The following is a 24104-nucleotide window of genomic DNA, read 5'->3' on the forward strand; positions in this document are numbered from 1 at the left end:
GCCCAGCCTCACTGTCAGTAAACCCGGTCAGTTCACAGTAGTGAACATGGCCAAGTATTGGAAGACACACCAGAAATGAGTGATATCAGAGACCGCTTTGAAAAAGGACTTGGACTAGCATCGGTCGCTATGCTGATCGCGATGGTCGCGCTGCCATTGGTGAACTACCTGTTCAGTTCTGTTTTCGGTATCCGTTGGTTGACGAATGCATCCGGAGATATAGAGGCCTGGTTTTTCCTGGTGCTGAATGGGGGCGCCTTATTGAGTACGTTGATCTTTCTGTGGCCCTATAGTGTCAGCAGGACGTCTGGCCGCTCGTTTATCCGGCATAGCTATCTGACTCTGGTCGTCGCTCAGGTAGCGCTCGTTGTAGGTGTGGCGATTTCGACCTACTGGATGGAAGGTGCCACTTTCTCAGGGGGGAGTTATATTTACAGTGCTTTCTTATGGGTAATGTTCCTACTGTTTGTTGGCTTACACTACTTTTTGTATCAAGTGGTAGTTGGTTACTTGGCTTCCGGTACCGCACGTGCCATCTCTCTCGGTGGGTTTGTTGCTATCGCGCTCTGGTTTGTCTTGTATTGGGTTCCAGAGCCCATTCTTCGAAGACTCAGTGATTCCATGTTGTTTGGGCAGACACCGGTAACCGTAGGTATGGATTTATTCGGTGTGTTGTTCGGGATAATGCAATATTTATTTGTCGCCTTGATACCGTTCTATCTGGTGTCCCTGGTATCGAAAAAACAGTTTTATATCAGTCCATGGATGCATGTTGTATATGCCTATTCCGGTATCACTGGTGGGGCAGGATACTTCGCAGTGGTCTATACATTGATGGGTTCGGGGTGAAGTGATGGTCAGGTTATGCAGGGAGGCCTGAACGTCAGTCAACACTTTGATTCAGAATTCAATTCTGACAGGTTCTCACCTAACCCATCAGCGCCGCCGACCAAACCACATCCTGCCTATTAGGTTATCCTTAATCCGGAACTGGTGGTACAGCGCCGCACCCAGGTGCAGCAAGATGAACACCAGCAGTAAGGTGGAGTACAGCCCGTGTCCGCTGCGCACCGGGTGTCCATTGAAGGATTCCGGCAGGGCCTGGTTAGCACCGCCGAAGACGATGGTGAACAGGTTGGTGCCGGCGGGGTAGAGGTCCGGTACCAGCGCCAGGACGATGCCGGTGATCACCTGTGAAAAGAGCAGGAAGTACAGCAGGAAATGTACGGTCTTCCGGGCCCGGTTCATCCAGACTCGTTCTGTGTCCGCCGCCGGCGGTCTGGCGGTGGTGTACCGGGTAATCAGCCGGATTACGAGCAGGGTCCCCAGGAACAACCCCACTATCATGTGGATGCGCAGCATCGATACCTTGTCTGGATCGGAATTGGGCGTAGGGTCCAGGCCGAGCTTCGCGGTCAACAGGGTGGCGATGACCAGCAGAGCCATAAGCCAGTGGAGGGTCACGAACAGAGGGTGGTAACGGCTGACCATGGTTGCCTCTCTCAACAGTTGGAATCACCGAGTTGAGATCAGTTTAGGTGATTGCCGGTGGTTACACCCCTGTCGGATAGTCTTACACCCGGAAATTTCGAATACCCATCGAATCGCCGGCTGTATATTCCCTGTGTGGGCAAGTGGTTGTTATGCCGGGCCTTCCTCCTCCAGGGCCTGGATTATGCTTCCTCATTCGGGATCTAACCCTGGATGTAAAGGAGGGGCCTCATGAAATTGCTTGCTCCACTCTTTCTGGCTTTGGGGGCCGGTTTCAGCCTGCCCAGCCTGGCCATTCCCGTCTACTGGAACGTCTTCAATATCGAGGGCGAATCCGATATCGGTGCCGATCTGGTTACCTATGGTTCCCTGTCGGATATGTTGTCGGATTCCAACCGAACCAGCGTGAACTCCCTCTCCGGCTTTGGCGCCAACGTGGTCGGCGGCGGGTCCGATGGGTCGTCCCTGTGGAATGTGTTCAACATCGAAGGCGAGTCCGATATCGGTGCCGATATTGTCACTTACTCCTCCGTTTCCGACATGCTGGCGGATACCAACCGCACCAGTGTGAATTCGCTGGGCGGTTTTGGCGCGAACATCGTCGGCAGCGGGTCGGACGGCGATGTCTACTGGAATGTCTTCAATATCGAAGGTGAATCCGATATTGGGGCGGATATCGTGACCTACGGCTCACTGACCGACATGCTGGCGGATTCCAACCGAACCAGTGTGAACTCCCTGAGCGGTTTCGGCGCGAACATCGTTGGCAGCGGTTCGGACGGCGATACCTATTGGAATGTCTTCAATATTGAAGGCGAGTCCGATATCGGGGCGGACATTGTGACTTACGATACGCTGGCCGACATGTTGGCGGATGCCAACCGAACCAGTGTGAATTCGCTGGGCGGTTTCGGTGCGAACATTGTCGGCAGTGGGGCGTTCAACGTCGACGCACCGCTGCCCGATCCGGATCCGTTCCCTGTGCCTGAGCCATCAAGCTGGTTGTTGTTGGGGGTGGGGATGGCCGGCCTGGTTCTGAGTCGCCGTCGGGAAAGATGCTCCTAGGCGGTAACCAGCACCCCCTGTCGGTCCGCAATCTGAATGGTCAGCCGCGAGCCGGCGTTAAAGGTCATGGCATCGGCTTCCATGCCGTCGGAGAACACCACGCCATGGTTCGGCATCAGGGAGTCGAGCATCAGTCCGCGTTGTGCGGTGATCCGGCCCATGACCAAATCGGTACCGGTCGTCTGGCTGGGAAAGGGCTCGCGCACCGAGTAGTAGAGGTAGTCGGCGTCCCAGGGAAAACCGCCGCTCAGGTCGACCTCGGGCCGATGACCGGAGACCCCGGCGGCACCGGCGAGGATGGACTGCAACCAGCCGGTGCTGCCCAAACCGGTGGACACGATGATGCCGGATGAACTCTGCACTTCCTGGCGTTCACCCCAGTGCAGGGTGTAGCGGGCCGAGGTGTGGCTTCTGGGGCCGATAAAGAGGTCGTTCACCGCCAGCATCCGCTGGCCGTCGCTGGTCCGCGCCTCAGCGAACGTCACCGCTTTGGTGGTGGCTCGGCCAAGAATAACGGCCTGTACGGCGTCTTCGATGTTTTCTTCGCGAAAGGGCAGCAGTTGGCCGTCCCAGCGTTCGGGATCCGGGTTGACGGCGATGACAGGTTGGCCGTTGAGATATTTCAGGGTGTTGGCGACCAGGCCGTCCTGTCCCGCGACCACCACGATGTCTTCGGAGTGGAACTGGTAGGTATCCAGCAGGTCTCGCTCCACCCGGGCCAGGCGCCCCTGCTTGCGCAGGGCGCCTTCGATGCGACCGATCACCTGTTGGTAGCGGTCGTGCTCGGCCAGATAATCCTGCACCTTGGCGCCGGAGTGTTCCAGGTAGAACTTCGCCTGCGACCAAGTGTTGAAGCGCTCGACCAGTTCGGTGAGCCGGGTCTTGCGCTCGATGAGTACGAAGCGGGCTTGCTGAGTCATTGTTGACGCATTCCTTTTTTGAAGACCTGGCCCAACAAGTCCGGGCTCAGATTGAGTTCGCCGATAGAACTGATGTTACCGGACAGATTCTCCATCGCCAGGGCGATCAACTGTTCGGAATCCAACTGACCCATGACCAGGGTCTTCAGCGTCTCGGCCGGAAGCGTGTTGATGGCTTCCAATTGAGCTTTCAGTCCATAGGCGTCGGCATCGGACTCCTGTTTCCGGTTCTGTACACGCAGCTCGATGAGCATCTGGCGTTCGGACTCCGCTTCGATATCGGCGGTCAAGGTAACCTTCTGCGACTCGATTTTGGCCCTCTGTTCTTCGCGCCGGGTTTCGATTTCGCCACGCATCAGTTTGCGGCCGTTCTCGATGCGCTGTTCGGCGATTTCCTGTTCCTTTTGCTGAACGGAGTAGTCCGTTTTCAGTTCCGCTTCCTTGATGGAGCGTTCCTGTTCCACCGAGGAAATCCGACGTTGATAAATGGCATCGTCGGCTTCTTTCAGGATAGATTCCCGCGCTTCGGCTTCCAGAGCCCGGGCGGTTTCCGGATTCGGTTTGATGGCCGTCAGGCTGACTTCCAGTACTTCGATACCCATGGCGTCGAGGGTCTTGTGTTCATCCAGACCGACTTCCAGGGCCTGCAGCATGGCCTGACTGTCTTTCAGAACCTCTCTCAACGCCCGGGCCTGTACTCTGGATTGAATTATGCCCTGTGCGACCCGGATGACCCGCTCGTTCAACTTCATCGGGTCGTCGGAGACATAGCCGGTTCCGGTTCGGTCGAGCGTGAAGTTCAGAATCTCGGCGGTCTTGGGCGCGTCCACTACGCGGAAAGACAACTGACCCTGGACCCGCACTTCCTGAAAATCGGCGGTTTGCATGTTGAAGACGAACGGGGCTTCCTGGGCATTCATCGGAATAGCCGCGATGGAGACAGTGCGACTGTTGTAGAAAAAACTCAGCCCCTTCCCGGCTTTGTTGACCCGACCGGCTCGGGTTTTCATCACGTAGGTGCTGGCATCGGCTTTGAAGAATCGAATTCCAATCATGGGGTACTCCTTTTGCGTCGTAGGTCGGCGGCCTCTTAAAGTGTCATAAGGACACTTATCGATGCGCTTATAGTGGCGTTAAGACACATATTCGTCAAGAGAATAGTGGCATAAAGACACAAATAGAGACTGTCAGTTATGCTGATTTCATGAAAAATACATTTAAAACAGTGGGTTATGGTTAACTTTCCCTGTTGTTAATTTTTGTAATTAACGGCTTCAGCCGGTTTGCAGTTACCGGTGTCTACCGGCATTATGTGGCGAAAAGACACAATATGGATGGCACAGTGACCGAAACCGAGCGTGACTATCTGGCGGGGTACGACCCGCGTGAGTTCCCGATCGTACTGACCACAGTGGATTCGGTGCTTTTCACCTATCATGAAGACCGATTGAAGGTCCTGTTGGTGCAGCGGGCGAATCATCCGCAAGCCGGTCGCTGGGCCTTGCCCGGCGGTTATATCGATCAGGACCGGGATGCGACACTGGAAGATACGGCACACCGGGTGCTGGCCTCGAAAACCGGCGTTGTGCCGCCGTACATCGAACAGCTGGGCAGCTTTGGCGGGGCCGGGCGGGATCCGCGAGGCTGGTCGGTCACCATCGCCTACACGGCGCTGATTCCCTTCCAGGCGTGCCTGACCCACATCGAATCGGTGACCGATACACAGTGGTTCGATGTGGCACGGTTAAATGAGCTGGAATTGGGGTTCGATCACGAAGCGATCATCGACGCCGGTCGCGAACGGTTCCGGCAAAAAGCGCTGTATTCGCTGGTACCGGCCCATGCCCTGCAGGAGCCTTTTTCCCTGGCGGATTTACGCCGCGTTCACGAGCTGTTGATCGGGATGACGCTGTCGCGGAAGAGCTTTATTCGTCGTGTGGAGGAATCCGGTGCCTTGATCGAAACCGGTGATGAGGCGCCTTCGGGGCGCGGGCGGCCCTCGAAGTTGTATCGACGGTCCCCGCATCTGGATGACTATCGCTTTATCCGGAATATCGGCAAATAGGCTAACCAATCGACGACCGTCAGAGTCACCGACCCAGTTGCGATAACACCTGCTGCAGACGCCCGGCGGACAGTTCGCCGGCATGCAGGGTCACCAGTTGGCCGGAGGCGTCGAAAAACGCGGTGGTGGGCAAGCCGCGGGATTCCAGCTCATCCATCAGGCCGGCGGTTCGGTCGAGGACGACGGTGTCCAGCGTCAGATCTTCCTCGTCCAGAAAACGGGTCACGGCACCGGCATCCTCCCCTTGGTTGGCGTAAACGAAGCGGACGTTCGGCCATTGTTGCTGCGCGCGCTCAAAGGCGGGCATTTCCCGCCGACAGGGGCCGCACCAGGTGGCCCAGAGGTTGATCACTGTGGGTTGGCCTTGCAGCTCCGCAATGGAAAAAGCCTCGCCGTTCAGGTCGCTGACCAGTACATCCGGCAAGGTTCGTTCGGGAACGGATTGCGCCGTCGACAGAATGAACGAGAGCCCCCACCAGACGGCCACTCCGGCCAGCACCGGCGCGACGACCACCGGCACCGGTTGCTTGCGCCACAGGCTCCAGGCAACGCCGGCGGTCAGCGCCGCCACCAAGCCGGTCCAGACATGAAAGCCACCCTGCCACAGGTACAGGATTTCCAGCGGTGCGGATTCATAGGCCGGCCAGAACTGGATGACGTGGATCAGTCGACCGACGCCAAAGCCGGCGCCGAGAGCGATCCAGAGCCCGGCGTCCCCCAGGAGTTTATGCCGCCGCTCCAGCCAATAGCTGACGATGAACAGCACAATGATTGACGCGACAAAGATGAGGCGGTCGGCCGGGATGAACAAAGGGCCCAGTGTAATGGCATTCACAAATGCGGTGCTCCGATAGGATGTCGGTGTGGCGACAGTGTTATTTGTCGGTATGAGCGACCCACAGGTTAGCAAATGACGCTCCCTAAAAGCACGTTGCACCTGAAATGGCGATGCATGGGGCCGACAGTCTTACGGACTTTGTATGCTTCGGCATCCGGCGAGAGTAAGCTGATTCCGGAAATGGTTCGTAGGTTGAGCAACTCACTCACCGACAAGGACAGACCCATGACGACAATTCGATACCCAAGATTATTGATCGGCTCACTGATGGTCGCCGTCTCAAGCCCGACACTGGCCTATGAAGTGACACTGGAGGCCGGTCCGCTGGCGTTCGGTTACAACGACGCCCAGATCCCGAACGATGACACCGGCGATCGGTTCGACCTGATGGCCTTGACCGGCGCCGGCCCCGTGCCCTATGTGCGGGCCAGCCTGGAGACCACGTTCAACCAGCGTCATACCGTGAGAGCCCTCTACGCCCCCGTCAGCATCGAAGGCGAAGGCACCCTGCCCGAGGATACCCGGTTTGCCGGTGAAACCTTCCTGGCCGACACAGATACCACTGCTTACTACCAGTTCAACACCTACCGGCTGACCTACCGGTACACCTTTCACGATTCGCCGAACTGGACGCTCGGCGTGGGGCTTACCGCTCTCGTGCGCGATGCGGACATTCGGCTGACCCAGGGCAACACCGAAGCCAACCGCTCCGACCTGGGTGTCGTACCGCTGTTGCATTTCAACGCCGTGCGCCGCTTCAACGATCAGTGGGCGGCGGAATTCGACATCGATGCGGCCGGCAGTCCCCAGGGGCGCGCGGTGGATGCCGCCCTGGCGGCGGAGTACCGCTTCGGTGAACACTGGACCGGCCGGGTCGGGTATCGGACCCTGGAAGGCGGTGGTGACGCCGGTAGCGTCTATACGTTTGCCTGGTTGCATTATGGTTTGCTGGGTGTCAGCTACACCTTTTGACCCGGCGTCTGTTCCAACGGTCGACGTTCGCGCCAACCTGCACTAGGTTCAGGCCATCGCTCAATTCAACAGGGAGACCAAGATGAGTCGTAAGCGTTTCACGTTCGAAAACCGCCAGGGGCACGAGTTGTCCGGATCGTTGGAATTGCCGGACGACGGCGAGGCGGACGCCATCGCGGTGTTCGCCCATTGCTTCACCTGCGGCAAGGACATCCGTTCGGCCAACACCATCGCGGACGCTTTGACGCGGGCCGGTATCGGCGTGCTGCGGTTCGATTTCACCGGGCTTGGCGGCAGCGAGGGGGACTTCGCCAATACCAATTTTTCGTCGAACGTTCAGGACCTGGAAGACGCCATCGACCGGCTGACGGAACAACTCGCGGCGCCCCGCTTGCTGATCGGCCACAGCCTGGGCGGGGCGGCGGCACTGGTGGCCGCGGCCAACCGCGACAGCATCGAGGCGGTGGTGACGATCGCGGCGCCGTCCTCGGCCGAGCACATCCAACACCTGTTCGCCGATCAAAGTTGCGATATTCAGCGTGACGGCGAAGCCGATGTCGACATCGGCGGTCGACCGTTCCGGGTGACGTCCCAGTTGCTGGATGATCTGGACCATTGGAGCCGGCAACCGGCCATCGGAGAGGTCGGTAAACCGTTGCTGATTTTCCACTCGCCGCTGGACCGGGTGGTCGGTATCGACGAAGCCGCGAAACTGTACAAAGCGGCCAAACATCCGAAGAGTTTCATCTCGCTCGACAAGGCGGACCATCTGCTGACCCAGGCGGCCGATGCCCGCTATGTGGGCACCACCATCGCCGCCTGGGCAAGCCGCTATCTCGATCTTGAACAGGGCGCGCTGCGGGCCGCCGGCGATACCCAGCGACCCGACATCGACACCGGCGAGGTGCTGGTCACCGAAAACGACCAATCCTTCCTGCGCGGCCTGTATGCCCATCATCACCATTCATTGGCGGACGAACCGGAAAGCGTCGGTGGCTCGGACAAAGGGCCGAACCCCTACGATTATCTGCTGATGGCGCTCGGCAGTTGCACTTCGATGACGCTGCGCCAATACGCGAACCACAAGAAACTGCCGGTGCGGGACATCGAAGTGCGGCTGCGGCATTCCCGCGAGCACGCCAGGGATTGCTCGGACTGTGAAAGCCGTGACTCAAAGATCGACCGCATCGATCGGGTGATCGACTATCAGGGGGAACTCAGCGCCGAACAGCACGAACGGTTCCTGCAAATCGCCGATCGCTGCCCGGTTCACAAATCACTTAAAGGGGAGATCCGGGTGGTTACCCGGTCCGGACGGGACGAATGATGCCCGGGCTTTGACAAGGGGAGCCTCAGTAACGGGAGGCTCCACCCAGCCCGGGCTTCAGGCACTGAGCGCCTCCAGTGTTTTTTCGGCATCGTTCACCGCCGCCGCTCGAGCTTCGTCGCCCATCGCAACGCCTTCCGCGTAGATCACTTCCACATCGGTAATGCCGATGAAGCCCAGGAACTGCTTGATGAAAGGCACCTGGAAGTCGAATCCGGAATCCTTGTACATCCCGCCGCGCGATGTCACGACGATGGCCTTCTTGCCGCTCAACAAGCCCTGCGGGCCGTTTTCGGTGTACCGGAAGGTCACGCCGGCGCGGGCCACCTGGTCGAACCAGGCCTTCAGGCTTGATGGGATGTTGAAGTTGTACATGGGCGCGGAAATCACCAGGGTATCGGCGCTCTGCAACTCCTCCACCAGGGTGTCGGACAGCGCTACCCGATCGGTCTGGTCGTCGCTGCGCTGATCGGCCGGTGTAAAAAAGGCGCCGACGGTGGCGCCGTCAAGGTGGGGAACCGGGTCGGTGGCCAGATCGCGCTCGATGACGCGGGCGTCCTGCTGGCCGATCCACTGACGGGCCAGTTGGTTAGAGACAGAGTTGTCGCCGGAGACGGATGAGTAAATCGCAAGAATCGTTTTCATGGAATGTCCTCTTAATCAATGAGGACCATGCTATTATATTCAAAGCTGCAAAAATGTATTCCATAATGCAAACCCGAATTGCGAATTTGCATATGAATGGAGGATCGGGATGCCACCACCCTCGCTCGATTGGAACGATCTGAAAGTCCTGGTTGCCGTGGCGGAGCAGGGCAATCTGAAACAGGCCGCGTTGGAACTGGACGTAAATCCGTCCACCGTGTGGCGCAAGATCCAGGCGCTGGAGCAGCGCCTGGGGTCGCAACTGCTGGTGGGCGATCGGGGCGGTTATAGCGTCACCGATAACGGCCAGGCGGTCATCGACCACGCGCGCAAGATGGCGGCCCACGCCGAGGCCATTCAGACGCAGGCGTGCGCCACCCATTTCGTGGTTCGTGGGTTGATCCGGGTCACGGCGCCGGGAAATCTGGCCTGGCATGTCCTGCCGCCCTTGTTGAAGGCGTTCCGGGAACGTCATCCGGAGGTCTCGTTCGACCTGCGCGAAGACGTGGCCATGGTCGATGTGGGGCGGCAGGAGGCTGACATCGCCCTGCGGGGCAGTCGCGAGGCGCCGGACGACACCATCGCCCACTTTTTACGACCGATACGTTGGTGTGTGTGCGGAACGCCCGAGCTGGCCGGGGCCGATTCTCTGACGTTGGAAGAGGTGGTGCAACGGCCCCTGATCGGCTTCACCGGAACCGACAACCCCGCCAAACGCTGGCTCAATCGCCATGCCCGGCAGGCGAACACACCGGTGCACTGCAACAGTGTCCAGGCCGCCTACCGCTGTGCCCTGGAGGGGATCGGCCTGGCTATTCTGCCGGAGAACCACCAGTGGAACCTGTCGTGCGTGTACACCCTGCCGTCCGAGTACGACTCCGGTCTGTGGATTCTGACGCACCCGGAAATGCGCAACGCCGCCCGAATCCGGGCGTTCTGGGATTTCCTGATTGAAGCGCTGAGCTCCGACCCGGCTTCCGCGGTCACCCCGTCCGAAGCAAACGCTGAGCATCGGCCGCAGGAGCCGGTGCGCCCGTAACAACCGCTCAGAGTGCACCGGCAACGTCGCCGACCGAACAATAGCGTCGCTTCGGTCAGCGACTGTTGAACGGTTCAAGGGCCGACCGATCCGCCTTCCAATTCAATGACAATCGATCCCGCATTGGTCGACGAATTCGACGTATCCTCATCAAAACCGGGAGCGTCCGGTGAATAGGTGAAGTTGTACTGGCAGGTTGCGCCGGGCTCAACACCACTGGCGCAACTTTGGCTGGCGGTGAAGGCTTCACTGCCGGGAGCGCCGCCCGCGAAATTGTCCAGGGTACTCATGCCGCTGTTGGTGATGGTGACCGACTGGGTGGCACTGGTTGTGCCGGGTGAAAGCGTACCGAAGTTCAGCACCTTGGGGGTAAACCACACTTCGGGGCCGACGCCGGTCCCGGTCAGTTCAATCGAGAAACTTCCAGCGTTGGTGGACGAAGTGGATGTGGCCGTGGCCTCACCGGGCTCGGTCGGTTCGAAGCTGAAGAAATATTGACAGCTTTCTCCGGGAGCCACGCCGCTGGCACAGTTCTGGCTGGCGGTGAAATCACCACCGACACCGCCTCCGGCAAAATCGTCCAGCAGGGTATCGCCGGTATTGACGATGGTTACGGTCTGAGTCGGGCTCATGCCACCTACGGCGACCGGTCCGAAATCCAGCGCCAGGGGCGAGACACTCAGGCCGGGTCCGGCGGTCGGCAGGCTGCCGGCGGCCACCCCTTCCCCGCGCAATTCAATGACGATGGGACCGGCGTTGGTGGAGGAATTCGAGGTGGAAATGACCTCGCCCTCAGAGGTGGGCGAGAACGTGAAGTTGTATTGGCAGGTGCCGTCCGGCACGACACCGCCTGCGCAGGTTTGGGACGCCGAGAAGGGACCGCTGGGTGCGCCGCCGGCGAAGTCGTCAAGATCGGCTTGGCCGACATTGGTGATGGTGACCGACCGGGTGGCGCTGGTGTCGTCGACTTCCACCTCTCCGAAATCGATAACGGTCGGAGTCACCCAGGCTTCGGCTCCCTTGCCCTCGCCTGTGAGCTGGATGGTGAAGCTGCCGACCGAAGTGGATACGGTCGACTCTCCGGTACCGGTGCCGGTGGTTGACGGGGTAAATCGGTAATTGAAGCTACAAGTTGCACCGGGAGCCAAGCCACTGGCGCAGTCCTGGCTGGCTGTGAAGTCGCCGCTGGGCGCACCACCGGCAAAACCATCGATCGTGGTGTTGCCCTGGTTGGTCAACGTTACGCTCTGAACATCGCTCATGGCGCCGACGCCGACCGGTCCGAACTCGAGGTGGGTCGGGGTGACCCATAACGGGGAGCCGACACTCGCACCGGTCAGGGCAATGTCCAGATCCCCGGCGCTGGTGCTCAGGGTGGATACGGCATCGTTGCGGCCGTTCATCGTGGGTTCGTAACGGTAGGTGAGGGTGCAGCTAGCGCCCGGCAGCAGCGGATCGCAACTGTGCGTCAAACTGAACCGGGGGCTGTCCGGTGTCCCCCCGGTAAACCCGGTGACCGTCTCGATGCCGGTGTTGGTCACCAACACGGTCTGATCGGCATACAACTCGGACGCGACCGTACCGAAATCGACCGATTCGGCGGAGAGCGTCAGCTCTTGGGCGGAGGCGCCGTCGTCCGAGCCAAAATCGTCTCCGGTATCATCTGAACCTGAGTCATCTGAACCCGAGTCATCAGAGCCGGAATCATCCGAACCCGAGTCTTCGGACTGTTCTTCTTGGCCGGTATCGTCCGAGCCAGTGTTGTTTTCGACCTGACAGCCCGTTAGCACTCCGCCGAGCAGCAATAATGCCAGCCCGGTCGTCAGTGGGCGAACATGGGCGAGAACCTGGGTTATCGACATGGGCACCTCCATGTGTGGACATCTGTTTGCTTAGACTCCCTACCCTAGCGCGATGTGATCAGTTATTAAACACCCTGTCGCTCGGCCACCAGCCACCGAACCTGATGCGGTTGCAGGGAGACGCGATGGCCGTCCGGCAATGCCTGTCCGTCATCGAGCAGGTCGACTATGCGTTCGCTCCCGGCCGGCAGCAATGACTGCAGCAGATGCCGGTCCAGCGACTGTTCGAAGTCGGCGAAGTTGGCGAGCACGACCAGGGTTTCGGCGTCGCGATGCCGGGTAAGTCCAAACACGTGCACATTGCCGGTGTCGACGATATGAGTGCTGGCGTTGCCCAATAACGGTGTCTGTTTGCGAATCCGGATTAACCGTTGAAGGCCTGCATAAACACGGCCGTTGGGGGTGTCGGGCTGGTGGCGCAGCTCCAGCTGCGCATCGCCGATGGGGACCCGGTTCACCCAGCGACTGTCGTTCTGCTTGTGCACGTCCTGCTGGTAGCTGTAATCGTTCAGCAGCCCGAGTTCATCACCGATGTACAATACCGGAATTCCACCGGCGCTGAGGATGAGGGCGTGCATCATCAGGATGCGGTTGATGGACCGGTCTATTTCCTCATCGTTCTGATCGTCGATGGCTTTTTCCAGCCCCGCCAGTGAAGCCAGTTGACCGGCCACTCGGCAATCCCCGGTTGTTTTGTTTTCCTGAAACGGTACCCCGCGCGCGAAACTCCCGGGGAACTGGCCGGTGTAGTACTGGTTCAGGAAGCGACGGTGATGATCCGGGTCGGTGGCCAGGCTCCAGGCGATGGTGTCGTCGAAGGTCCAGCCGATGTCATCGTGACCGCGAATGTAGTTCACCCAGGCGGTGTCGTCGGGAATGGGAAAGCGGGCCTGGAGGCTGCGCGTCATCAGGCGCACGTCGCGGGTGGCGAGGCTGTTCCAGAGCATCGCCATGAACAGGGGGTTGTAGGACAGCTGGCACTCGTCGAAATCGATGTAGCGCACCACTTCGTCCGGGTGGACGATGGCTTCCGACTTGAACAGCACACCGGGCACGGCGATACGCGCGGCGGCGTTGAACGCCTGGATCAACCGGTGCGCTTCGGGCAGGTTCTCGCAGGGTGTGCCGGCCTGTTTCCAGACGAAGGCGAGGGCGTCGAACCGCAGTACATCGGCGCCGGCGTTGGCCAGGTACAGCAGTTCGCCCAGCATGGCGTTGAACACGGCCGGGTTGCGGTAGTTCAGGTCCCACTGGAAGCTGTTGAACGTGGTCCAGACCCACTTTTGCATGTCCTCGCGCCAGGTGAAACAGCCGGGGCGCACCTCCGGGAAGATCTCGCGCAGGTACGGCTCGTACGGCGCGAGCTCATCGCGGTTGTCGAAGCAGAAATAGTAGTCGAGGTATTCCGGGTCACCCTGCTGCGCCTGAACGGCCCAGCGGTGCTCATCCGAGGTGTGGTTGAAGACGAAATCCAGCACCATGACAATGCCTTCCTTACGCAGGGCCGAAGCCAGGCGTTTCAGTTCGGCCATGGTGCCGAGGTCCGGATTCACCTGGCGGTAGTCGGATACGGCATAGCCCCCGTCGCTGTTGTCCGCCGGCGCCTTGAACAGCGGCATCAGGTGCAGGTAGGTCAGTCCCAGTTCCTTCAAATAGGGTATGCGATCGCGCAGGCGTTTCAGATCCCCGGCGAACAAGTCGACATAGCAGGCCGCGCCCAGCATCTGTTCGCGTTTGAACCAGAGCGGGTCTTTCAGACGTTGACGGTCCTGTTGCCGCAACACCTTGGGGCGTTCCTGAAAGGCGTCGAACAGGATATGGAGCAAGCTCTCCAAGTGATAGAAAAAGTCGTACTGGTTGCCGTAGAGCCCCCGGAGCAACTGGAACAAACGCGGGAACTGGGCATCCAGGTTGGTTCGGAAATCCCGCCATTCGGCGTCGCTGCTGGCTTTGGGTTGGATGCGCGGCAGCAGGCGCTCCAATGTCAGGCGGGTATCGTAGTCGAGGTTGTGAATCATCAGGCACCCATGGGCGATACAGGAATACGTCGTTGGACAGTGTATGACGGTTCGGCGGCATCGTCACGGTGATGAACGAGCGAGCGCCGCACGTCTCAAAAGGACGCGGGCGCTCAAGCGCGGTCGCCGCAGCGGCCGGTTACAGCGGGTACAGCCGCACGACGTGCAGGATCGGCCCGGTGGGCGCACCGGTGGGTGAGCCGCCTTCGGGTTCCAGGCTGATCGCCAGTGTCTGGCTCTGTTGCAGGGCGGCGCGGGTCACCGGCGTCAGCGAGACGGAGTGGGTGCCTCCCACCGGAACGACGCCCAGGGAGATGGGGTCCGCGTCGTCAGGCACGATCCACAGTTCATAGTCTTTGCCGGCGTCCGCCTGCGAGGCCGCCACAGACCGCACATTCAACCGCTCGGTCCGTTGCGCCTCATTGATCAACCACAGGGGCGCATCGCCCTGTTCCGAGACCACGGCACCAGCCAGGTGCGGTGGGGTGTCGATCGACTCTTCGGAGGTGACCAGCAGAACCGACGCCAGGATGACCACAGCCAGCGAGGCCAGGGCCGACCAGGTGGGCCAGATCCACGAGCTGCGGCGTTGTTTCTGTTCCGGCCACAGACGCTGTTCAATCGCATTCCACACCTGTTTTCTCGGACGTTGTTCCGGCAGGACCTGAGCCAGGACGCCGAGCTTTTCCTCCCAAAACCGGACTTCCTGGCGAACGCGCCGGTCGTCGACCATCCAGCGCTCGAACCGGCGCCGCGCTCCCCCGGTGAGTGAACCCAGGACGTATTCCGAGGCCAGCCGTTCTATGCGCTCCGGTGTTTTCTTCATTGTTCCAGACACCTCTTCAGGCTCAACAGGCCCCGCCGGATCCAGCTTTTCACGGTACCGATGGGGGTCTTCAGAATGGCCGCCAGTTCGTCGTGGGTGAACCCCCGGTAGTACGACAACAGGATCGAATCCCGCTGGCTGTGGTTGAGCTCCTCCAGACAACCGGTCAAGGCGTCGGCACCGCTCAGGCGCAGTTGGGTATCGAGCGGTCCCTCGCGACCGTCCTCCAGGTGTTCGGTTGGATCCTGGGCGTCGCTGTTATGCCGTTGTCGAGCACGAATCAGATCGAGTGTTCGATACCGGGCGATGCTCAACATCCAGCTGAGCGGCGCACCGCGATCGCGGTGGTATTCGCCGGCGTTATGCCAGATGCGCACAAAGGCATCCTGCAGCGCTTCTTCGGCCAGATCCCGTTGGCCGGCCATCTTGTGACACAGGCTGTACATGCGACCGGAGACCCGGTCATACAGCCGTTTGAAGGCGGTTCGATCCTGGTGTGCGACCGCACCGAGCAACGCAATCAGGTTGTCCTGTTCTTGAGCATCGGGCATCGGTTGAAACCTCAGCGTTTGGGTCCATGGCCTCGCCGGTTTTAAACGAACAGCGAAGGCCTTTGGTGCCACTACGTGTCCGGGACGGGTCTGGATGCAGAAAAAACAAAAAAATCCGCAACCCATTTTTTTCGATAGTTATCTGCAACTTTTTACGAAGTCGACTCGTAATGGCGACGCCACTTGGCAATCACTGAGGAGACTCTGATGAAAACGATGTGTCAAAAAACCGCTTTAGCCACCGCTGTTGCCGGGCTTTTCCTGTCCGCCGGCGTCACACAGGGCGCCAGCCACCGGGAAGCGCCCTTTATTACCGAACTGCCGAAAGTCGACGCGACCGATTTCTATATGTTTCGCAGTTATGAATCCGGTCGAGAGGATTACGTGACCTTCATCGCCAACTATCAGCCGATGCAGGACGCGTACGGCGGCCCGAACTATTTCGACCTGGAAGACGAAGCCGTGTATGAAATCCATGTCGACAATACCGGTGACGCCGTCGAAGACATCACCTTTCAGTTCGACTTCTCCAATGTTGAAACGCCGTTGACCCTGTCGGTCGGTGACAGCGGCAGTGAGGAGACCGTGGCGGTTCCGCTGAAGAACATCGGCGCAATCGGACCGGGCGCGATGGATACGCAGAACGTACAATTCCGCCAGACCTATCAGGTCAATGTCATCAGCGGCGATCGCCGCAGCGGTTCGGCCCAGATGGCGACGAACGTCACCACCGGGACCGATACTTTCCGCAAACCGCTGGACAACATCGGCGGCAAGTCGTTCTCCGATTACGCGGCCTACGCCGACGACCATGTGTACGAGATGGCGATACCGGGTTGCGCCATGAACGGCCGGGTATTTGCCGGTCAACGCAAAGAAGCGTTCGCTGTGAATCTCGGTGAGATTTTCGATTTGGTGAACACCAATCCACTGGGTGCGCGTGATGCCGAAACCAATGACCTGGCCGACAAAAACGTCACCTCGCTGGCCCTCGAAGTGCCGATTGAGTGTCTGACCGGTACGGCCAAAACGGAAACCAACGAAGACCCGATCATCGGCGCCTGGACCACGGCCAGTGTGCCGCAGGCACGGGTCATCAATCCGGCTCCGGCCGCCAATGGCAAGGGCGCCACGGTCGAGGGCGGCGCCTACATCCAGGTTTCCCGGCTGGGCATGCCGCTGGTGAACGAAGTCGTCATCGGGCTGGAAGACAAGGACCTGTTCAACATGAGCGAACCGCAGGACGACGGTCAGTTCGCCACCTATGTAACCCACCCGACCTTGCCGGAATTGCTGGAAGTCCTCTTCGGTGTCACCGCGCCGAACAACTTCCCGCGCACCGACCTGGTCACGGCGTTTTTGACCGGGGTGCCGGATCTCAACCAGCCGGTGGGAGTGACCGCATCGGAAATGTTGCGCCTGAATACGGCGATTGCCGCCACGGCCCCGGCCAGCCAGAACGACCTGGGTGTGCTCGGCTCCGATAACGCCGGCTTCCCGAACGGTCGTCGCCCGGTCGACGATGTCGTGGACATCGCCCTGCGGGTCTCCATGGGTGTGCTGGCCGACCCGACCGATGCACCGGACGGTGATCTTGAGTACACCGACGGCGTTAAAGTGGATGCCAGCGCGCTGGACACCACGTTCCCCTACCTGGCGACGCCGATCGCCGGCTCACCCAATAACACACCTTAATCAGGGGAGGTGAGTATGAACCTGTATCGCACCTTGATCGGCCTGGGCCTCGTATTCGCCCTGGCCGGTTGCGAACGCTCGGACATGGACGACGGCAATGCCGACAATGACAACGACATGGATCCGGGGCCGGACACGCCGCAATTCGTCGAGTTCGCGACCTTCGTGAAAACCGAAATCGAATCCACGCCGGCGACGGCCGAGGCTACGGCCGTCAACGACGTCATGTTCGAATTCAACAACCGGGACAACCCGAACGCGTTTGACAACCTGTTCGAGGATTGACCCCCGAACTGATCAGGACAGGGATGTTTCCATCCCTGTCCTGACCCTATTGGTTGTGTATGCCCGGTCCATGGCCGACTTTGGGAAGCGCCACACCGCTCGGCACACTACACAGCCGCCGCCGCAGGTTCCTGGGGCCGCTGCGGAGGCTTTGAGCCGACGCTGTTGCTCAGCGTCAACACACGATCAGCCGTCTCCAGCGTTTCCCGACGGTGAGCGATGGCGACACGAGTGATGCCCAATTGCCGAATCATCTCATTGATCCGTTGCTCGTTGGCCTGGTCCAGATGGCTGGTGGCTTCGTCCAGGAAGAGAATGCGCGGCTTGCGATAGATGGCGCGCGCTAAGAGGATCCTTTGCTTTTGCCCACCCGACAGTGAACTGCCCAGATCGCCCACCAGGGTCTGAAAGCCCATCGGCAGTTTCATGACTTCTTCAGCAATGGCCGCTGCAGCGGCACATTGTACGGCCCATTCCATATCCGGCTTGTCGTCGAACAAGGTGATGTTGTCGAGAATGGTGCCGCTGAACAACTGATCGCTTTGCAGGACGACGGCGATATCATCGCGGTAGTTGCGCACGCCGAAGTCCTTCAGGTTGACCCCGTCGATCAGAATCTGCCCGTCTGTCGGTTGCAGCAGACCCGTTAACATCTTGAACAGAGTGGTCTTGCCACAACCCGAAGGTCCGGTGATCGCCAACGACTCTCCGGCGGAGACCGAGAACGACAGGTTATGAACCACATCCTCCTCCTGGGGGTGGTACCGAAAACACAGGTTCTTGATCTCCATTGCCCCCGAAATGGGTTCGAATTTACCGCGTTCACTATCACGTCCAGTCTCGGGCGTGGCGGTGACGATGTCGGCGACACGATTCAGGTGCAGTCGCAAAATGCGGAACTCGATCATCTTGTCGATGAACGCCAGGGACTGGTCGGAGAACTGCTGTCGATAATTCAAAAAGGCATACAGCATGCCGACGGTTAACGATTGATCCATGATCATCAAGGCACCGAGCCAGATCAGTACCACGTGCTCGGTCCCGGTGATGAACAGGCTTACTGATCGGTAGGCAATGCGCAAACGCTCCAATTTTACGTCGGAATTCACCTGGTCGGCGTACCTGTTTTGCCAGCCCGCCACCCGTACCGGTTCGTGATTAAAGGAGCGAATGGTTTCGATCGCGCGGGCGGATTCCAGGAAGTGACTGTCTTCCTTGGCGGCGTTGACGATGCGTTCTTCCATGCTGCGACGAATGGGACCGAGCAAGGCGATGCGAATGACGGCATACAGCGCGACCACGCCGACGGCGATCAGGGTCAGCGTCCAGCTGTAGTAGGCCATGACAACCAATACCGTGATGACGACGATGCCATCGACAATCGCCTCGACGAACCCGGTCGTCAGGAGCTTGTTGATCTCGTCGAGCGAGGTGAATCGGGACACAATGTCCCCGACATGACGCTTGACGAAAAAGGAGCCTGGGAGTCGCATCAGATGGGTGAACAGGTTGCTGCTGAGCTGGAAGTTCAACTGCGCTCCGACGTAAGCCACCACCCAGCTGCGAAACGCGAAGGTGAGGGCGCGGAACAAATGCAAGGTGATGAAGGCTATACCCAGAACCAGGAGCAAGTCCTTGTCGAAACTGGTGACGACCTCGTCAATGGCCAACTGGATGAAATAGGGCGTCACCAGTGCGAACGCCTGGATCAACAGAGACAGCAGTAATATTTTACCGAGTGCCGGGACCAATCCACCGGCGTGCTGCCACAGGCTGCGGATGCCGATCGGTTCCCGTTCGTCCAGTCGCTCGAAATCGGCATTCGGGGTCAGCTCCACGGCGACCCCGGTATAGCCGTCCGACAGCTCATCCAATGTCAATTGCCGTTCGCCCTGGCCCGGGTCATGAATGACAGCGCCCTTGCGACCGACGGATTTAAGCACGACGAAATGATCGAAACCCCAATGCAGAATGGCCGGTGTCTGGACCTTGCCCAGCGCATGCAGTCCCACTTTCAGGGGGCGGGCGCTCAACCCGACCGATTGGCCAATGCCGATCAGCGATTTCAGGTTGGTTCCCCGCTGAGAGGCCGGGAATCGTTGCCGCAACCGGTCCACGGAGGTTTTGTATCCGTAATAGGTGGCTACCATAGCCAGACAGGCGATGCCGCATTCCGCGCTCTCGGTCTGATGATAAACCGGCAGACGACGACTGAATCGAAAATGCAGCCCGTTGAATATACCTTTCTCTGGATTGCTCATTCGAAGCGCTCCGATACGTCCTGAATGGGTTTCATGAGCCATTCGAAAAACGGAATGGGTTCACCGATTAGATTCAGCTCGACGGCCATGCCAGCCATCATCGGAAAGACGCCGTCCCGGACGGTGATGTTTTGTTCCTCCAACTCGATTTTGAGCCGGTATACGGGTTGTTTGAAACCAACGGCGGCATTGTTGCCCAGTTCGCCCGGTGCCAGGGTCGATTCTGAGATGTAATACACTTCGCCGGCATAGGTGCCGTAGCGTTGGTAAGGGAACGACGGGAACTTGAGCTCGACGTCCTGACCGAGGCGAATAAAACCGATGGCACCGGCCGGTACATAGACCTCGGCCTGCATCATCGACCACAGTGGTAACAGAGATAAGACCGGGGATTCGGGGTATACCCGTGCACCCGGTTCGGCGAGCAGGGTCGACACCTTGCCATCGCGCGGTGCGACAATGGTTTCCACCAGTTGCCCCTGCCGCTCGACCCGTTGCTGACGGACCGCCAGCAATTCGCGCTGCAACTGACTGAGCCTTTGCTCTCGCTCCTGCTCCGCCTGCTGCCATTCGGCGTCCAGGTTGTCTTTTTCAACACGGTTGGACTGCAATTGCAGGCGGACATTGGTCAGCCGCATCTCGAGGTCGGTTAGAGCCTCCCGGGCCGACATGACGGCTTCGTCGCTGGTAAATCCGTCCCGGTTAAGTTGTTCACTGCGCTCCAGCCGGCGGCGTGCGAGTTCAATTTGTTCTTCAATGGCCGATTGTTCGTTCACCCATTGCTGTTCTTTCAGGGACAACAAATCGCGCCGATTATCGATCTGGGTGCGGTTCAACTCGGCCGATGCTTCGAGCTTTTGGATGTCGTTCACCAGTGAGTCGATCAAAGCCTCGGACTGCTGCAGCCATGCTTCCCCCCATTGCCGATTACCGCTTGTATTGGTTTCAAAGCTGACCGTTGCCAGAGCATCTCCGGCCTTGACCACATCCCCTTCCGCAACGTGCAGGTCGGTGACGATACCGACCGAACTCGGGAACACCTTGACCATGCCTTCTTCCGGTACCAGGGTGCCCGCGGCCGTGGACTTGGGGGTGTATTCAGCCAGAACAAAGAATACGACAATGACGATCACCATGGTCAACAGCAGGCCGGCCATCCACCAGTGTCCGGGGTTGGTCGCAATTCGAACCTGTCCGTTCAACCGTTTTTGATACGCCTGACGTGCTTGCTCTCGAAACAGGGAATTTGACATGGTCCAAGTTCAATCAGTCGTGATCGGGGCGGGAACGAGCCGTCGGCCCGTTCCCGATGGTTGACCGGCACCCAAAGGTGCCGGTGGGGCTCACTGGGTCGCTTCGTTGAGTTTTTCACCCACAGTAATGCCCGCGACCAGAAAGCCGATGCCGGCGGAAATACCACCGAGCACGCACAGCCCGCCACAGACGAAGCCACCGTCGACTTGCTCGATCTCGCTCTTGTCCAGTTCAACCATGTCCATTTCGGTATGGGTCAGTTCTTTCATGAGGGTTCTCCTTGTTGTTGGGAATGAATCAATCGCTGTTTTCGGCTGCATGCCAACCGATGGCCACACCGGCCCCGAACAGAGCGCCCGCGGCGAAAGCCGCGCCGGCAATGCAGGCGCCGCCGCAGACGAAGCCACCATCCACCTGTTCGATCTCGGTTTCGTCCAGTTCCGCAATGGTATTTTCAAAATCTTGATTCATGAGAATTCTCCTTGTTGTTGTTTAACCAATCAGTCGCTCAATGCCCACCAAGTCAGCCCGCCACCAACGGCGGCACCCGCCGTAAAGGCCACGGCGACGCAGACGCCTCCGCAAACAAAGCCGCCATCGACCTGTTCGATGTCGTCTTCGGTCAGTGGACGCAGGTCCTTTTCCTGCACGGATGGTTCTTGAGCCATTTCAAGGTGCATAACGCCTCCTTTTATGGGTTGTTGTTATGAGGGCTCTCCCTCCTTCGATGATGACGTTCTAACCTCCGCCAAACAGTCGGTACAACGCTTCCCCGACATAGATGCCCGCACAGAGAATAAGAACGCCGGCCAAGATGCCGAGCAACGCCACGACGCCCTCCGGCAAATTGATCTGCATGGTTCACCTCCAAAAAAGTTACTGTTTCAGGTAGTCCACTAACATCAACAGGTTGTCATTTCCCCGTGCCCGAGCCGGGTCGGAGTAAAAGCGTCCATCAACAATCAGTGTCGGAATGCTGGTGATGTCGTTTGAGTCCAGCCAATCGGCGATCTCCCTCTTTCGTTGGATGACCGCCTCGGACTGAATGCTTTTCATGAGTTGCTCAGCCTGGTCCGTCGAAACGGGCAAAGTAGCAACCAATGCGTTAATGTCGTCCTCGGGGATATCGTCCTCATGAATGGCGTGGAACAAGTGCTGAATGTTTTCCCGGGTCGCCAGGTTCTGTACTTCCATCGCCAGATACAAACGACCCAGGGATTCCCACTGATCCTTGTAGAAAAACGGCATGCGGGTGACCGGAAGAGACTGGTTGTCTGCCCATTCGATTAACGGGTCTTCAAGGTTGTAGCAGTAGTGACAAGCAAACGAAAAGACTTCGATCAGTCTGGCCGGTTGATCGGGTGCTGTGGTCAGAGCTTCGTAGTGAACGCCTTCACGCGGTTGACCTGTGAAGCCTTGAACAGATAGCACCATCAGGCCGATACCGAGCATCATTTTCCGGAGCAGAGGGGCCCCCTGCCTGAGTGCATCGATGAGCACAAGCATAGCGAGTCTCCGTTTATAAAAGCGGTCTAAAACGCTTCAGTCTGATTCGATTGACCGAAGCAACGCCTATGGAGTTTTAACAGCGGATGCGCCAGGGAGGGTCTGTATATAGATTTGGATCTACGACGGTGAAAGGGGAAGCACCAGGACGACTGGCGAGGAAAGTGTGGGCCGAGGCGGGAGGTTCAACACGTGAACATCCGGCTAGAGAAGGCCAAGTATACGGCAGGCCGCGAGCAACACGGACTGACTGACTGCGGATAACAGCGTTACTCATTTTATTCTCCTTAAGACTGCGTCTTATCGCTTCAGGCTTTACCCGGTCATTGCGATACTTTCTTCCTTGCCAGAGACTCGGCTTTTAAGAAATCGCCTAGCCGAACTCAAGCAGTACAGCCAAGCTAGCAAGTCGGATTAAGCGCCTCAACAGCTGCCTGTAAAAAAGTTGATGAGTAAATTTGAAGTAGGAATTGTCAATTTTCTCGACACCATGGTTGAACTTAACGAATAAGAATGCGTGGCAACGCGGACAGATACAGAGAGTGGCTTATTCGAAGTTTTTAAAGTGAGTGGGGGTTTGGCGATCCAAAAACCGTTTTTTTCAGTACAGTAGGCTGTCGTAACCTTAGGGAACACCCATGCTTGCAGTGATCAAGATCAGACCGGCGCTCAATCAGCTGACGCGATGTCTCGTTTTGGTGGCTCTCGGGCTGACCATGAGCGCTGGCCCGGTTCAAGCGGCTGAACTGTCCGTCGGCCTGGGACTGGCCGCGTCTCCGGTGGCTCCCGGACAAGATGAATGGTCAGTGCTGCCAGCCCCTTCGTTTCAACTCGACATCAACGGCTACCGGTTACAAACGCGCGGACCGGGCTTCGCGGCCGACCTGGTGCCATCCAATCGACTCAGCCTGGGTCCGGTGGTCCGCTACAGCGGCGGACGCAGCGAGGACGACCTGGGTGAAAAAGGCAAGGGTCTGCCGACTGTGCCGGCCTCGGTCGAAACGGGTCTGTCCGTCGGTTCCGGCATTCCCTGGCGTGTGGTGGGGGTGCCCTTGCCCGGTGTAGCGTTGGCACAACTGGATGTCTTCACCACCCTGCCCGGCGGTCATGAAAGCCCATACGCCACGGCCAGCGGCGGCTGGGTGACATCCGTGACGGATCGCTGGTCCCTGATCGGCACGTTGGGGGCGAGTTATTACAGTGCGGAGTATTCCGACCGCTTCTTCAGTCTCGATGACGCCACGGCGCAGGCGACGGGGCTTGAAGCCTATGACGCCGACGCCGGTTGGCAGGATCTCAGCCTGACCCTGGTCTCCAACCTGCGGTGGACGCCGCGCTGGTCGTTGTTCACGCTGGTCTCGGTCAGTCGCTATCAGGGTGATGCCGCCCGCAGCCCCATTATCCGTCAACTGGATGCGCGTAACCGGTACCTTGGCGTTCTGGGTGTCAGCTACCAGTGGCTTGGAGACTGACCGGCACCTGTC

The 24104-nt window shown here is 58.9% G+C and carries 24 protein-coding genes; 9 read left to right on the forward strand and 15 right to left on the reverse strand.

Going from position 1 to position 24104, the window contains the following annotated elements:
- Window positions 1–75 precede the first annotated feature (75 nt).
- Window positions 76–849 (forward strand): hypothetical protein, encoded by a 774-nt coding sequence (locus tag IE111_RS13195; RefSeq protein WP_189609428.1) that lies wholly within the window; start codon window positions 76–78, stop codon window positions 847–849.
- An 87-nt stretch (window positions 850–936) separates the two neighbouring features.
- Here the strand turns inward: IE111_RS13195 and IE111_RS13200 are convergent, their stop codons facing one another.
- Entirely contained in the window at window positions 937–1491 is a 555-nt protein-coding gene (locus IE111_RS13200) for a cytochrome b (protein WP_189609430.1), read from the reverse strand.
- Between the two features lie 231 nt (window positions 1492–1722).
- On the opposite strand from IE111_RS13200, the gene IE111_RS13205 reads away from it, so the two are divergent.
- Window positions 1723–2556, forward strand: coding sequence for a PEP-CTERM sorting domain-containing protein (locus IE111_RS13205; protein WP_189609432.1), 834 nt, complete (start codon window positions 1723–1725; stop codon window positions 2554–2556).
- Here IE111_RS13205 and IE111_RS13210 read toward each other — a convergent pair.
- Window positions 2553–3476: a diacylglycerol kinase catalytic domain-containing protein gene (locus IE111_RS13210; protein ID WP_189609434.1), complete on the reverse strand. Its 924-nt coding sequence runs from the start codon at window positions 3474–3476 to the stop codon at window positions 2553–2555. The genes IE111_RS13205 and IE111_RS13210 overlap by 4 nt on opposite strands.
- Window positions 3473–4531: an SPFH domain-containing protein gene (locus IE111_RS13215; RefSeq protein WP_189609435.1), complete on the reverse strand. Its 1059-nt coding sequence runs from the start codon at window positions 4529–4531 to the stop codon at window positions 3473–3475. The genes IE111_RS13210 and IE111_RS13215 overlap by 4 nt, the downstream gene beginning before the upstream one ends.
- 275 nt (window positions 4532–4806) lie before the next feature.
- On the opposite strand from IE111_RS13215, the gene IE111_RS13220 reads away from it, so the two are divergent.
- Entirely contained in the window at window positions 4807–5541 is a 735-nt protein-coding gene (locus IE111_RS13220; RefSeq protein WP_189609436.1) for an NUDIX hydrolase, read from the forward strand.
- A gap of 25 nt (window positions 5542–5566) precedes the next feature.
- Here IE111_RS13220 and IE111_RS13225 read toward each other — a convergent pair whose 3' ends face one another.
- The gene (locus IE111_RS13225; RefSeq protein WP_189609437.1) at window positions 5567–6376 is read right to left on the reverse strand and encodes a TlpA disulfide reductase family protein; all 810 of its coding nucleotides are present in this window, start codon (window positions 6374–6376) and stop codon (window positions 5567–5569) included.
- 228 nt (window positions 6377–6604) lie between these two features.
- On the opposite strand from IE111_RS13225, the gene IE111_RS13230 reads away from it, so the two are divergent.
- Window positions 6605–7351, forward strand: a complete 747-nt coding sequence (locus IE111_RS13230) for a hypothetical protein (RefSeq protein ID WP_189609438.1) — start codon at window positions 6605–6607, stop codon at window positions 7349–7351.
- A gap of 82 nt (window positions 7352–7433) precedes the next feature.
- Complete coding sequence (locus IE111_RS13235) at window positions 7434–8678, forward strand: bifunctional alpha/beta hydrolase/OsmC family protein (protein WP_189609439.1); 1245 nt, start codon at window positions 7434–7436, stop codon at window positions 8676–8678.
- A 57-nt stretch (window positions 8679–8735) separates the two neighbouring features.
- Here the strand turns inward: IE111_RS13235 and IE111_RS13240 are convergent, their stop codons facing one another.
- Window positions 8736–9323 carry an FMN-dependent NADH-azoreductase gene (locus tag IE111_RS13240; protein ID WP_189609441.1) on the reverse strand — a complete coding sequence of 196 codons (588 nt, stop codon included), beginning with the start codon at window positions 9321–9323 and terminating at the stop codon, window positions 8736–8738.
- A gap of 109 nt (window positions 9324–9432) precedes the next feature.
- Between IE111_RS13240 and IE111_RS13245 the strand changes: the two genes are divergently transcribed.
- On the forward strand, window positions 9433–10362 hold the full coding sequence (locus IE111_RS13245; protein ID WP_189609443.1) for a LysR family transcriptional regulator: 930 nt from the start codon (window positions 9433–9435) through the stop codon (window positions 10360–10362).
- A gap of 74 nt (window positions 10363–10436) precedes the next feature.
- Here IE111_RS13245 and IE111_RS13250 read toward each other — a convergent pair whose 3' ends face one another.
- The 4 genes from IE111_RS13250 to IE111_RS13265 all read right to left on the reverse strand — a co-directional run bounded on the left by IE111_RS13250 (window position 10437) and on the right by IE111_RS13265 (window position 15619).
- A complete protein-coding gene (locus IE111_RS13250) occupies window positions 10437–12224 on the reverse strand; it encodes a choice-of-anchor D domain-containing protein (protein ID WP_189609445.1) in 1788 nt (595 codons plus the stop codon).
- 65 nt (window positions 12225–12289) lie between these two features.
- Window positions 12290–14242, reverse strand: coding sequence for an alpha-amylase family protein (locus IE111_RS13255; protein ID WP_189609448.1), 1953 nt, complete (start codon window positions 14240–14242; stop codon window positions 12290–12292).
- A 139-nt stretch (window positions 14243–14381) separates the two neighbouring features.
- Window positions 14382–15068: an anti-sigma factor gene (locus IE111_RS13260; protein WP_189609450.1), complete on the reverse strand. Its 687-nt coding sequence runs from the start codon at window positions 15066–15068 to the stop codon at window positions 14382–14384.
- Window positions 15065–15619 (reverse strand): sigma-70 family RNA polymerase sigma factor, encoded by a 555-nt coding sequence (locus IE111_RS13265; RefSeq protein ID WP_189609452.1) that lies wholly within the window; start codon window positions 15617–15619, stop codon window positions 15065–15067. Before IE111_RS13265 ends, IE111_RS13260 begins: the two co-directional genes overlap by 4 nt.
- A gap of 207 nt (window positions 15620–15826) precedes the next feature.
- Between IE111_RS13265 and IE111_RS13270 the strand changes: the two genes are divergently transcribed.
- Both IE111_RS13270 and IE111_RS13275 read left to right on the forward strand, forming a co-directional pair.
- Window positions 15827–17314 (forward strand): DUF4331 domain-containing protein, encoded by a 1488-nt coding sequence (locus IE111_RS13270; RefSeq protein ID WP_189609454.1) that lies wholly within the window; start codon window positions 15827–15829, stop codon window positions 17312–17314.
- A gap of 15 nt (window positions 17315–17329) precedes the next feature.
- Window positions 17330–17599 (forward strand): hypothetical protein, encoded by a 270-nt coding sequence (locus IE111_RS13275; protein WP_189609457.1) that lies wholly within the window; start codon window positions 17330–17332, stop codon window positions 17597–17599.
- Window positions 17600–17706: 107 nt separating this feature from the next.
- On the opposite strand, the gene IE111_RS13280 is transcribed toward IE111_RS13275, so the two are convergent.
- The 6 genes from IE111_RS13280 to IE111_RS13305 form a co-directional block, all read right to left on the reverse strand.
- Window positions 17707–19860 (reverse strand): peptidase domain-containing ABC transporter, encoded by a 2154-nt coding sequence (locus IE111_RS13280; protein ID WP_189609459.1) that lies wholly within the window; start codon window positions 19858–19860, stop codon window positions 17707–17709.
- Entirely contained in the window at window positions 19857–21113 is a 1257-nt protein-coding gene (locus tag IE111_RS13285) for an HlyD family secretion protein (RefSeq protein WP_189609461.1), read from the reverse strand. Before IE111_RS13285 ends, IE111_RS13280 begins: the two co-directional genes overlap by 4 nt.
- A 90-nt stretch (window positions 21114–21203) precedes the next feature.
- Complete coding sequence (locus tag IE111_RS13290; protein WP_189609463.1) at window positions 21204–21383, reverse strand: hypothetical protein; 180 nt, start codon at window positions 21381–21383, stop codon at window positions 21204–21206.
- Between the two features lie 28 nt (window positions 21384–21411).
- Window positions 21412–21585 carry a class IIb bacteriocin, lactobin A/cerein 7B family gene (locus IE111_RS13295; RefSeq protein WP_189609465.1) on the reverse strand — a complete coding sequence of 58 codons (174 nt, stop codon included), beginning with the start codon at window positions 21583–21585 and terminating at the stop codon, window positions 21412–21414.
- Between the two features lie 29 nt (window positions 21586–21614).
- Window positions 21615–21794, reverse strand: coding sequence for a hypothetical protein (locus IE111_RS13300; protein ID WP_189609467.1), 180 nt, complete (start codon window positions 21792–21794; stop codon window positions 21615–21617).
- 196 nt (window positions 21795–21990) lie between these two features.
- Complete coding sequence (locus tag IE111_RS13305) at window positions 21991–22620, reverse strand: DsbA family protein (RefSeq protein ID WP_189609470.1); 630 nt, start codon at window positions 22618–22620, stop codon at window positions 21991–21993.
- 638 nt (window positions 22621–23258) lie between these two features.
- Between IE111_RS13305 and IE111_RS13310 the strand changes: the two genes are divergently transcribed.
- Window positions 23259–24092: a MipA/OmpV family protein gene (locus IE111_RS13310; protein ID WP_189609472.1), complete on the forward strand. Its 834-nt coding sequence runs from the start codon at window positions 23259–23261 to the stop codon at window positions 24090–24092.
- Window positions 24093–24104 lie beyond the last annotated feature (12 nt).

Source organism: Saccharospirillum salsuginis (assembly GCF_014651855.1).
GTDB lineage: Bacteria > Pseudomonadota > Gammaproteobacteria > Pseudomonadales > Natronospirillaceae > Saccharospirillum > Saccharospirillum salsuginis.